Origin of the sequence: Pyrinomonas sp. (assembly GCF_040289685.1) — a bacterium.
Lineage (GTDB): Bacteria > Acidobacteriota > Blastocatellia > Pyrinomonadales > Pyrinomonadaceae > Pyrinomonas.
In genome coordinates, this window is sequence record NZ_PSLQ01000041.1 from 20,095 (window position 1) to 31,029 (window position 10,935).

At 61.1% G+C, this 10,935-nt stretch carries 10 protein-coding genes; 5 read left to right on the forward strand and 5 right to left on the reverse strand.

From position 1 onward, the window contains the following. Positions 1–134 precede the first annotated feature (134 nt). Positions 135–1,919, forward strand: coding sequence for an SLC13 family permease (locus tag C4334_RS09795; protein WP_352431907.1), 1,785 nt, complete (start codon positions 135–137; stop codon positions 1,917–1,919). 181 nt (positions 1,920–2,100) lie between these two features. Here C4334_RS09795 and C4334_RS09800 read toward each other — a convergent pair whose 3' ends face one another. From C4334_RS09800 to C4334_RS09815, 4 genes are all read right to left on the reverse strand, one after another. Beyond that, complete coding sequence (locus C4334_RS09800) at positions 2,101–3,585, reverse strand: serine/threonine-protein kinase (RefSeq protein WP_352431908.1); 1,485 nt, start codon at positions 3,583–3,585, stop codon at positions 2,101–2,103. Positions 3,586–3,856: 271 nt separating this feature from the next. After that, a complete protein-coding gene (locus C4334_RS09805) occupies positions 3,857–4,255 on the reverse strand; it encodes a DUF2085 domain-containing protein (protein ID WP_352431909.1) in 399 nt (132 codons plus the stop codon). 7 nt (positions 4,256–4,262) lie between these two features. Then, complete coding sequence (locus C4334_RS09810; protein WP_352431910.1) at positions 4,263–4,751, reverse strand: zinc-ribbon domain-containing protein; 489 nt, start codon at positions 4,749–4,751, stop codon at positions 4,263–4,265. A 2-nt stretch (positions 4,752–4,753) separates the two neighbouring features. After that, on the reverse strand, positions 4,754–5,554 hold the full coding sequence (locus tag C4334_RS09815; RefSeq protein ID WP_352431911.1) for a hypothetical protein: 801 nt from the start codon (positions 5,552–5,554) through the stop codon (positions 4,754–4,756). A 174-nt stretch (positions 5,555–5,728) separates the two neighbouring features. Between C4334_RS09815 and C4334_RS09820 the strand changes: the two genes are divergently transcribed. Continuing rightward, on the forward strand, positions 5,729–6,100 hold the full coding sequence (locus C4334_RS09820; RefSeq protein ID WP_352431912.1) for a hypothetical protein: 372 nt from the start codon (positions 5,729–5,731) through the stop codon (positions 6,098–6,100). Positions 6,101–6,158: 58 nt separating this feature from the next. On the opposite strand, the gene C4334_RS09825 is transcribed toward C4334_RS09820, so the two are convergent. Next, on the reverse strand, positions 6,159–7,070 hold the full coding sequence (locus tag C4334_RS09825) for an NAD(P)/FAD-dependent oxidoreductase (RefSeq protein ID WP_352431913.1): 912 nt from the start codon (positions 7,068–7,070) through the stop codon (positions 6,159–6,161). Between the two features lie 144 nt (positions 7,071–7,214). Between C4334_RS09825 and C4334_RS09830 the strand changes: the two genes are divergently transcribed. The 3 genes from C4334_RS09830 to C4334_RS09840 all read left to right on the forward strand — a co-directional run bounded on the left by C4334_RS09830 (position 7,215) and on the right by C4334_RS09840 (position 10,777). Beyond that, positions 7,215–7,436, forward strand: a complete 222-nt coding sequence (locus C4334_RS09830) for a Uxx-star family glutaredoxin-like (seleno)protein (protein ID WP_352431914.1) — start codon at positions 7,215–7,217, stop codon at positions 7,434–7,436. 129 nt (positions 7,437–7,565) lie between these two features. Continuing rightward, positions 7,566–10,001: a protein kinase domain-containing protein gene (locus tag C4334_RS09835; protein ID WP_352431915.1), complete on the forward strand. Its 2,436-nt coding sequence runs from the start codon at positions 7,566–7,568 to the stop codon at positions 9,999–10,001. Then, positions 9,998–10,777, forward strand: coding sequence for a metallophosphoesterase (locus C4334_RS09840; protein WP_352431916.1), 780 nt, complete (start codon positions 9,998–10,000; stop codon positions 10,775–10,777). The genes C4334_RS09835 and C4334_RS09840 overlap by 4 nt, the downstream gene beginning before the upstream one ends. Positions 10,778–10,935 lie beyond the last annotated feature (158 nt).

A 10,935-nucleotide genomic window follows, 5' to 3' on the forward strand; every position in this document is an offset into this window, starting at 1 on the left:
GCACAATGCTTATCTCCTTTGAGCGTCGTGAACCCTCGTGCCTTTGATGACCGTTGTTGCGTCTCTGACCGAGACGCAGGCGCCCGTTGAGTATCTTGCGGTCTTGCAGCTTCAAAGCCGACTGAGCCGAAGACATGACGCCGCAAATCGCCACCGTGCTCATTCTCTTGTTGGTTGCGCTCGTGCTCTTTGCCACCGAGCGCATCCCCGTGGATATCGTGAGCTTGCTGCTCGTGCTCGCGCTCATCTTGACGGGGACGTTGACAGTGAGCGAAGCGCTCGCAGGATTCGGTCATGATGTCGTCATCACCATCGCCTCTTTGTTTGTGCTGACGGGCGGCTTGGTCAAAACGGGCATCGTCGAGGCCATCGGGCGCCGATTGCATCGTCTGGCCGGCAACAGCGAGTTTCGCCTGACGGCGCTCGTTATGATCGTCGCCGCCGCTTCCGCGTCGGTGATGAAGAACACGACGACGACGGCGATGTTGTTGCCGGTCGTCATGGGGATCGCCGAAAGAGCGCGCATTCAGCCGTCGAAACTGCTGATGCCGCTCGCGTTCGGCGCCATCCTCGGCGGCACGACGACGCTCATCGGAACTTCGACCAACCTCGCGGTGAGCGCGGCTTTGCCGCGATATGGACTTGCTCCGTACTCGATGTTCGAACTGACGCCGGTGGGCTTGGCGATCGTCGGGGTCGGCTTGGCATATATGCTCTTGATCGGGCTCCGGTTGCTCCCGGCGTGCGGGAGCGCAGCGCGTTCGCTGACCGAGCGCTATCACATCCGCGAATACGTTTCGGAGGTGATCGTCTTGCCGAACTCTCCTCTGGTCGGGAAGAGCGTGGTGGACGCGGACTTAAGCGATGCGCTCGATCTAACGGTGATCGGCGTCTTGCGCGACGCGGGGAAGCGCCTTGCGCCGCATTCCACAGAGAAGATCCAAGCCGGCGACCTGCTTCTCGTGCGTGGGCGTGTGGAGGATATCTTGCGCGTCAAAACTGAGGCTGGCATTGAGATCAAGCCGGATTTCAAGCTGAGCGACCGCGATCTGCGCGACGGCGAGATGCAATTGTTCGAGGTCATGATCCTTCGTGGCTCGGCGTTGATCGGGCGGACGCTCAAGCGCCTGCAGTTTCGCGAGCGCTACGGGCTGACGGTGCTTGCGCTCAATCGTCACGGCGTTTCGCTGCTTGCGAAGATGAGCGATGTCCCGCTGCGTTTCGGCGATGTGCTATTGGTGCAAGGCCGGCGTGAAGAGGTTGAACATCTCGCCGCTGACGGCAATCTGCTGATCTTGCAGGACGTTTCTCAACGCGGCACGCGCGCGGCAAAACAGAGGTGGGCGCTTGCCGCTTTCGCGCTCTTTCTCGCGCTTTCGGTCGCGCAGGTCGTGCCGTTGGTCGTTGCCGTTCTTTCAGGGGTGTTCGTGCTGCTCGCCACGCGAACGATCAACGCGCAAGAGTTGTACGATTTGATTGAATGGCGATTGATCGTGCTGATCGCCGGATTGATCAGTTTCAGCGCGGCGATGGAGAAAACAGGCACGGATCAGTATCTCGCCAAAATGATCGTGCGCGCTGTAGGCGAACACGGAGGTATGGCTGTGCTTGCCGGATTCTTCCTGCTGACGGTCTTTTTGACGCAGCCGATGTCGAATCAAGCTGCCGCGTTGGTGGTGCTGCCGGTTGCCGTGAAGACGGCGCTCGCGCTGGGCCTGAATCCGCGCACGTTCGCCGTCGCCGTCACCTATGCGGCCTCTTGCTCCTTCTTGACGCCGCTCGAACCTGCCTGCGTGTTGGTCTATGCGCCGGGGCGCTACCGATTCTTCGACTTCCTCAAGGTCGGCTCGATCCTGACCATCGCCGTCTTTCTCATCGTGATGCTGCTCGTTCCGTTGGCGTGGCCGCTCGTTCCATGAGCGCGACGGTACTGAAACGGCGCAGAGTTGGGCCGTCAAACTAGCTCCGAGACGAAACGGCACGCCTCGACGGAGCATCTGGGCCAGTGGCGCAGCCCTTTCGCGCTCCCACGACGAGATGACGCGAACAAGCGCTTCGCTCAAAATGCGCTTTGAGCCAAACGACAGCATGGAGTGCCGATTAAAACTGCGCCACCAGCGTGCGCGCTCGCTCGTGCAACGCCGCGCGAAACGGAGCGGCCTCGCGCGCTGCCGAGTTCGCCGACCAGAGGAGCTTCTGCGCGCCGTTTCGCCTTTGACTTGCGCGTATCTCGACGCTGTACGAGCGGTCCGTGCGCGGGGCATAGAGCACAAGGCGACGTTGGCGTGCGCTTCGCACGCCGAGGCACAAGATCTCATCTTCGCCGTCGCCGTCAACGTCGCTCAGCTCGACCGTCCAGTGGGCCTCGCGCCAACTGGCGCTGCCGAGATCGATCCGTTTGGTCGAAGCGCCCCGCATCCCCTTTCGCGCGACGGTCAAGATAAGCCTGCCTTTCTGCTCGGAGATGTCGAACGAGACAGACCGGCGTGCAGCGGCTTGCGATTTGGATGACGAAAGCGCCGTTGATGGAAGCGGCGTCGGCAGCGGCACGCCGATGGAAGGTTCCGTTTCATGCTCTTGTGCCGCTGCTTCTGATTTGGCGATGCGGTAACTCATCGCGCCGACGAGAAGCGCGCCGAAGAGCAGGACCAGCGAGACCAGCACGCCGAGACGCGCGGCAGAAGGGCGCGCGTCAAGAGAGGCGATGGTCGCAGCAAGGGGCGGCGGCGTCGCTTCCGCTTCCTCGCGCCGGCGACATCTTTCAAGCATTCGTTTCGCTTCACCTGCCGAACGCGGACGATCAGCGGCGCTCTTGGCCAAAAGCGCATGCACGACGCGAACCAGTTCCGGCGGCGCCGAAGGACAAAAACGCGGCAAAGGCGGCGGTGGCGCGGTCGCTTGTTTGACCAACACAGCGGACGGGAGCGGATCGTTGAATGGGGGGCGCCCAGCGAGCATCTCGTAGAGGACCACGCCCAAACTGTAGAGATCGCTGGCTGGGCCGATGGGAAGTCCGGTACACTGTTCGGGCGACATGTAGCGCGGCGTGCCGATGATCACGCCCGATTCGGTCGTCGCGTGCGTGCGCGTCGCTTCCGGCGCCGTCTGGATCATTTTGGCGACGCCGAAATCGAGCACCACTGCGCCGCGCGCGCTGAGCATGATGTTCGATGGCTTCAGATCGCGATGGACGATGCCGAGCGCGTGGGCTTCAGCCAAAGCCTCGCAAATCTCAATGGCGATGTTGATGGCGCGATGCGGCGAAAGGCGATGTTCGTGTGCCAGCGTCTCGGCGAGCGTGCGGCCTTGGACGTACTCCATGACGATGAACGGGCGTCCGTCTTCGAGCCTTCCAGCGTCAAAGACCATGGCGGCGCGTGGATGACGGAGCTTGGCCATAGTGCGCGCTTCGCGCAAGATGCGGTCGGCCAACTCTTTTTGCGTGGAAAATTCCGGCTTCAGGATTTTGATGGCAACGAGCCGTTCCAGTTCAATGTGCGTGGCGCGGTAAACCGTACCCATTCCGCCGCGCCCGATCTCGTTTTCGATGCGGAATCTACCTGCAACGACCTGCGGAACTTCCATGTGTGACCCTCTAGCCGGGATCAAGGGTCGCTCTCCAAAGATGAAGGAGGGCGGCAGTTAAACTCTGTTAGCGCGCACTAAAGCGAGCGCAGCGCTTGTTCTAGCTGGCGCCGACCATTGGTTGATTCGAAGTTTAACACCGTTCGGGCGGCCGAAGAAAGGCTCTCCGGCGACGCTCATTTGATGTTGAACCGAGTCAGATGTGTTCGCCAGCTTACTTCGAATGAAGAGGAAGCGCCCGCCGAAACGAGCGGTCAGCGTACGGCGCGAGTCATTGGGCGTCCACCTCGGCGCTCCTTTGGCCGGAGGACGTGCGCCACAACGTCCGCGCGATGATCGTAAACGCTGCGCTCGTGCCGAAGAAGCCCCACAACGCGCCCGTGATGAAACGCACTGCGTTCGATCCCGGCCACAAACCCAAAATCGCACCGATCACGTCAAGCGGCAGCATCAAAGCGAGAAGAAAGCTCGTCTTCAAAGAAGGCAGCGCGCGCCAGCGTAGAAGGTAGAAGAGCAGTGCCGGAGCGCCGAGCGTGATGCCGCTGCATCGCCAGCAGAGGGGCGATTGCAAGCCGAACAGGTGCGGCGAACGGTCCGGAAGCTGTTGGCAGAAGAGACCCGCTGCCGCCATGACCGCATCGTAGAGGCTCGCCGTTAAACCCGAGAACATTCGCCCCTCACTTGAACAAAATCGGCTGGAACTTACCGTTTGATGCCTTGGCCGCTTCGTCGTAAGAGTGCAGCGCGATGAGCACGTTGACCAGTGGGATGAGAAGAAACATGCATAAGCCTATTCCGATGAAGGAAAGGATAAAAGCGAGGATGGAGTAGAGGAATATGGCTACGCAGTAGCCGATGAATATAACTACGGCCAAGCCGAGCTTGTTTGGGACGAAGAGCAGTCCTAGACCGGGAAAAAAGAGGCTGACCAGCGCCGGAATGGCCGGGTGGACTGGCTCCGCCGTGGAAGGCTGTCCATAGTAAGGCGTGCCGGTTTGCGGATCGTAGGTCGGTGGCAGCGTGGTTTGGTTCACGGAGCCGTAAGCCGTTTGTTTCTCTTCCGGCGTTTTCCAAGATCCCGGCGGCGGCGGCAGCATCGTCCCGCAACGGACGCAATAGCGCATGCCATCGGCGTTCTCTTTTCCGCAAGATTGGCAGATGATCATTCTCAGTCTCCTACATCGAAATCTTTTAAGTTCGGCGTCCAGAAGGTCTGGCCAGCGATGGCGGTGGGGGTCAATCCGAGAGTTGGAAGTTCTTCCACGGTGCGTCCCAAAAAGGTGAAGTGAGGCAGATCTTCCAACACGGTTTGAAACCAGCCGTGCTGCATCAGCGTATCTCGCACGCGCTGGTTTTGGAACTCGGCGAGGTCGAAGGCGAGCATCGCCAGATGTTGCGACGCGCCCGGCAGCGCGACCGAACGCGTGATCGGTTTAGTGAAACATTTGCTGAAGAACAGACCGCGCGCTTCGCATTCGAGAACGCACGCGACCTGTTCGTGCAGGGCGAGCGCTTCGATGCGCGCCGCTTCTTCGGGCGTGAGGCGACCTTCGCTGACCCAGTGTTGCAGCGCGCGCGCGACGCGCGACCGCCACAGACGCGCTGTGTCCGCGTATGTGCGCCGCGAAGCTTCGATGCCGCCGCGAGGCGTGATCTCCAACCCTTCTTCATGCAGCGCGGCGCGAGCGCTGAGCAGCGCCTCCATCGCTGCTGGTTGCAAGGTGACGGGCACATCGCCGAACATCTCCGTTTGCCATCCGGCATGCCGTTGGAACGCTTCGACTTCGGCTTCATCGCTGAAGATCACGCAAGGCGGCACGGCGACCTCTTCGCAAGCGAGGTAGATCGCGCCGTATTCTTCCAACGCACGCCGCGCGACCGGATCGGCAGGTGGACACCCTTCGCGCAATTTCAACCCGCGACGACCGAGAGCTTTTTCGATGGCGAGATAAAAGGGCGCGGCATCCATCTCGGCAAGATCGGCGCGAGAGCCTCGGTGTTCACCAGCGGATTTGTTCACAGCTTCCGTCACGAGCAGCATGATAGGAAGAGCGCGGGCTGAGGTCAATACAGCTATCGTCGGGTTACGAAACGCAGTCGCCTCCGTTGCCGAATTGGGCAAACGGCGAGAGAATCTCGAACCATGGCTGATCGTTTGGAACTTTTTCAGCGGACGTTGGAGACCTACCGCAAGCACGGTTGGCAATTGCGCGAAGTTTTGGCGACGCCAGAGACGCGCGCCCTTTTGACCGAAGACCTCTTGGGCAGCGTTCCCGTGCGCGAGTTCGCGCTCGATGCCATGTGGTTTGCGCGGCGTGCGCGCGGTGGCGTCGAAGCGTGGGAGTTGCGCTTGGTTTCGGAAACCCCTTACGCGCTGTTTGAAGCCTTTCACGAAGACGACACGGAAGAGCAAAGGCGAGAGCGCAGGCGAGAACTGGAAAACGAACTGCGCGCGCGTTGTGCCGACAAAGGGACGCGCATGGAAGATAATGGACGCCGCTCGTCCCGGTCGTAGCCCCGATGCGAAGCTTTTAGGCGCGCGCACCAGAGGCGCTCGGCGAAGATCAAAGCCGCTAGACGCGAACGCGCGAGGCGATCACCTTTGCCGCTGTGGCCCCATCGCCGACGGCGCTGCTCACCGTCGGGGCGAGCGGATTGCTTACGTCGCCCACGGCGAAAACATCGCCGACGCTCGTTTCAAGCTCGCGGTTGACGCGGATGTAGCCGCGCGCGTCCGTGTCAAGCGCGGCGCGAAAGAGTTCCGAGTTCGGCTCGAATCCGATGCGGATCAAGACGGCATCCGCTTCAACGGATTGGCGTCTACCTTGACGTTCGATCTCCAATCCGGCGACTACGTCGTTGCCGTAGATGCGGCGCGGTTCGGCTTCGGTGAGCAGTTCGATGCCACTCTTTTCACGACGCAGGCGTTCGAGGAATTGGCGGCGCGCGCTCAGTTTGGACCGCCGATGCAAGATCGTAACGTGCGCGCCCACTGCCGCGAGCATGAGCGCGTTCTCCACCGCGCCGTCGCCGCCGCCGACGATGCAGACGCGCTTGCCTCGAAAAGATTCGAGATCAGCCGTTGCCGAAGCGAAGACGCCGCGCCCTTCGAATTCGTGCTCGCCCGGAATGCCGAGCCGACGGCGGCGAAGTCCGGTTGCGATGATGATGAAACGCGCGCGATGCGTCGCGCCATTTTCAAGCGCGACGCGTTTGCTCGCTAACTCGATGTTGCTGATGGGACTCGACGTGCGGATATCGAGTTGAAACTGGTTTGCGTGAGCGGCGAAAAGGTCGCGCAACTCGCGACCGTTCGCCGCGCGCACGCCAAGGTGATTGTGCACGGGATTGTTCACCCAAAGCAGTTGGCCGCCGATCTCGCCGCGGCGTTCGAAGACGACCGCTTCAAGACCGAGATCGGCGCACCAGAGAGCGGCTGAGAGTCCGGCTGGACCGGCTCCGAGAATGATCACTTCATGTTCCATGCTCGATCTTGCGCTACTCCCTTTTTTGACAACAATCTCTGCTCTTCAATTACCATGAATGGCAGCGAAAGCGCGAGCGCCGATGTGCAAACTGCGCTGGGCGCTGCTAAACTTAATGCTTCGATGGAAAGGAGGTGAAAGACGTTGGCGCTGGTCATCTACACCAAGCCGGGTTGTCCGTATTGCCAACAGGCGAAAGAGTATTACAATTCCAAGGGGATTGAGTTCATCGAGTACGACGCGCAAAACGACCGCGCGCGCCGTGCCGAGATGCTGCGGTTTTCGGGCGGCGATCCGACTGTGCCGTGCATCGTGCAGGATGGCGTTTACGTCGGTTCCGGGTGGGGCAACCCGCCGCGCGGTTGAACGGTGCACGATTGAAGCCGACCGTGCGTCGGTTCGCAAAAGGCGCGACGATCTGCCAGCGCGATGAACCGCCCGAAGCGGAAGAGGCAGCGCTCCTCTCTCCTCGGAACGGAAGAGAAGAATGCGGCAATGATCGGGCATAAGCTGCTCAACTATCAGATCACTGAAAAACTGGGCTCAGGCGGGCAGGGCACCGTCTACAAGGCCATCGACACGCGCCTCAACAGACCCGTGGTCATCAAGGTGCTGGCGTCTGAATTGACGGCCAATGCGGCCAGCCTCAAGCGCTTCGAGCGCGAGGCTCAACTCGCTTCGTCGCTGGACCACCCGAACATCTGCACCATCTACGGCTTGCATGAACTGAACGGCACCCACTTCATCGTCATGCAGTACGTCGATGGGCGCAACGTGCGTGAACTGGTGGCGGGAAGACCGCTGGAATTAAGGAGCGCGCTATCGATCGCCATCCAAGTCGCCGACGCACTGGCTGCCGCCCATGCGCACGGCATCATCCACCGCGACATCAAAGCGGGCAACGTCATGGTCACTAAGACGGGACGCATCAAAGTGCTCGATTTCGGCTTGGCGAAGTTGCTCGACGAACGCGGTCAAAGCGCGCACGATGTGCATTTGACCGAAGTCGGCGTCCCCTACGGCACAGCGACTTACGCCGCACCGGAGCAGGCGCGCGGTCAGCCCTCGGATCATCGCGCCGATATCTTTTCCACCGGCGTGCTGCTTTACGAAATGTTGACCGGAACGTGGCCGTTTCGCGGCAAGACCAACGTCGAAGTGCGTTACGCCGTTCTGCACGACACGCCGCGGCCAATCGCGGAGTTTCGCACCGGACCAGTGCCGCCACGCCTGCAACAGATCGTCGATCGCGCGCTGGCGAAAGACCCGCGCGACCGGTATCAAAGCATGGTCGAATTTCGCGACGACTTGCGCGCCGTCATGCGCGAACTCGGCGCTGGCGACCCGGTGGGCGAAAACGTGGACGGACTCGTTGCGCCGCGCCATGATGAATCGTCTTTGGGCGGCACACTCCGTCGGCTCTGGAAGCGTCTGACCGGGCAAGAACCGGCGAACTTGGCAAGCTCGCCGCCGAGCGCGATGGGCCGGACTGCGGCCGCTCACAGCGAGGCGGTTAAAAGCGTCGCCATCCTTCCGTTTCGCAACTTGAGCAACGATCCATCGGTCAGCTTCTACGAGTTTTCGCTCGCCGATGCGGTCATCACCGAACTGGCGCGTTTGCGTTCGCTCGTCGTTCGACCCTCATCGCTCGTCGCCAAGTATCAAGGGCAAGCGCGCGATCCGCGCGAGGTCGGACGCGAACTGAGCGTTGACGCCGTGCTCGATGCCGGTTTCCTGCGCTCCGGTCAAAGGCTTCGTGTGACGGCGCAACTGCTCGACGTGGCGACGGGCGAGATCCTTTGGAGCGACCGCATAGATGCGACCGCAGACGATGTGATCGCCGTGCAGGACCGCATCGCTGAACGCATCGTTGAGCGTTTGAGCATTGAGTTGAGCACCGACGAACAACTCGGTCTGCTGCAACGCGCCATGCCGAACGCCGATGCCTACGAAGAGTATCTCAAAGGGCGCGATCGCTTGGGACGCTTCATTTACCACACGCTGGCGCGCGAAGATTCCGACGCCGCCATCGCCCACTTCGAACGAGCCATCGAACTCGACCCGAAGTTCGCGCTCGCCTACAGCGGACTCGGTTCGGCCTACGCCAATCGCGTCATCAAAGGATCAGGCAATCCAGAGGATTACGCTCGCGCTGAAGAAGCTTTCATCCGCGCGCTCGAACTCGACCCCGGTCTGATCGAGGCGCGCATGCATATGATCTTCATCTACCTTTCGCGCGGCGAAAAAGAGAAGGCGCGCGCCGAGGCCGAACGCCTCGGTCACGAAGCCCCGAACGATGTCGGCGTTCACTTCGTTCGCGCGATGATTCATCGATTGGATGGCGAGTACGACGAAGCGCTTCGGGAATACGACCGCATGTTGCAGCTCAATCCGGCTGAGGCGGTGGTCGTCGCGTACAATCGCGCGCGCATCTTCATGTATCAAGGGCGCTACAACGACGCGCTGCTGGCACTGGCGCAGGGGAGCGCCGTGGAACCGGACCATCCGTTGATTCGGACCTTTGCCGCACTGGTCCACTACTACCGCGGTGAGTTGAAGCTCGCCGCCGATATGCTGCGCGAGGTGCTGTCGCGCCATCCGCAGATGCACGGGATCAAGCCGTTGTTCGCCATCGTTCTGAGCGCGCAAGGCGAGCACGATACAGCGCGCGCGCTTTTAACTGCGGAAGTGCTTGAAGCGGCACAGGCCGATTACGATGTCGCTTACTGGTTGGCTTCGGCCTACGCGCTCGAAGGCGAAAAGGATGAGGCTTTCGCGTGGTTCGAGCGCGCCGTCGATCTCGGCAACGAAAACCTCCTTTGGTTTCGCGCCGACCCGAATCTTGCACCGCTGCGCGCCGACCCGCGCTTTGAGCGGTTGATCACGCGCCTCGAGCGATCGCGGCAGCGCGCACGGGAGAGCGTCGGATGAAGAGCTTCGTCATCGGCGACGTTCATGGACGCCGAAGCCAATTGCGTTGGTTGCTCGAAGCTTTGCCGCGCGACCCGCAGCGAGATGTGCTCGTTTTGCTTGGCGATCTGATCGATCGCGGCGAGGATTCGCCCGGCGTCATCGGCGACATCATCGAGTTTCAAGGTCAAGCGCCGACCCGCGTCGTCGCTCTGCGCGGCAACCACGAACAGATGCTGCTCGACTTCATCGAGCACGGCGATGCCACATGGTTGGCCAAAGGGATCGGCTCAGACAGGACATTCGAGCAATACACCGGGCACAAGCTTTCCGCCGTCGAAGACGCTCGCCGGTTGTTGTGCGAGAAGATGCCGCTGGACCACTTAGAATTTTTGCGCTCGCTTCCGCTCTATCACGAGGACGATTACGCGATCTACGTGCATGCCGGTCTGGACCATGGCAAACACCCGCGGGAGACCGACTCGCGCACGCTGCTGTGGTCGCGCGATGCCGACTTTTTCAAGCATTATCGCGGAAAGACCTGCGTCTTCGGCCACACGCCGACGTCGCTGCTGCCGTTGCTCGGACGGCTCGGGCGACATGGGATCTACGTCTTCAACAGCGCCATAGGCATTGATACGGCTTATAACAGCGAAGCTCCGTTGAGTTGCCTGTCGCTTCCGGATTTCACCCTTTACCAAGTATCTCCGCGCGGCAAGCGCGAAGTTCATCATCTTCGACATTCTTTTGCGGATGCGTTGCGTTCCATCCTCGGCGGCTTCGCTTCGGATGTATGAACCCGGACAGACACATGTGAGACTGCCTTAAATGTGGGGACCACTCCGAGGAAAGGAGGTCCCCACAGATGCAGCTTACAACCGTCAGCCAAGAGGTGTGGAGGTCAGCGAAGCTACCTTGGGGCGCCCTTGGAGGTCAAGGTACGCTTCGCGTGACC

What these genes read in the sequence shown, in the direction of transcription:
- C4334_RS09795 (WP_352431907.1), top strand. Translation starts at nt 135, where the DNA reads ATGACGCCGCAAATCGCCACCGTGCTCATTCTCTTGTTGGTTGCGCTC.
- C4334_RS09800 (WP_352431908.1), bottom strand. Translation starts at nt 3,585, where the DNA reads ATGGAAGTTCCGCAGGTCGTTGCAGGTAGATTCCGCATCGAAAACGAG.
- C4334_RS09805 (WP_352431909.1), bottom strand. Translation starts at nt 4,255, where the DNA reads ATGTTCTCGGGTTTAACGGCGAGCCTCTACGATGCGGTCATGGCGGCA.
- C4334_RS09810 (WP_352431910.1), bottom strand. Translation starts at nt 4,751, where the DNA reads ATGATCATCTGCCAATCTTGCGGAAAAGAGAACGCCGATGGCATGCGC.
- C4334_RS09815 (WP_352431911.1), bottom strand. Translation starts at nt 5,554, where the DNA reads ATGGATGCCGCGCCCTTTTATCTCGCCATCGAAAAAGCTCTCGGTCGT.
- C4334_RS09820 (WP_352431912.1), top strand. Translation starts at nt 5,729, where the DNA reads ATGGCTGATCGTTTGGAACTTTTTCAGCGGACGTTGGAGACCTACCGC.
- C4334_RS09825 (WP_352431913.1), bottom strand. Translation starts at nt 7,070, where the DNA reads ATGGAACATGAAGTGATCATTCTCGGAGCCGGTCCAGCCGGACTCTCA.
- C4334_RS09835 (WP_352431915.1), top strand. Translation starts at nt 7,566, where the DNA reads ATGATCGGGCATAAGCTGCTCAACTATCAGATCACTGAAAAACTGGGC.
- C4334_RS09840 (WP_352431916.1), top strand. Translation starts at nt 9,998, where the DNA reads ATGAAGAGCTTCGTCATCGGCGACGTTCATGGACGCCGAAGCCAATTG.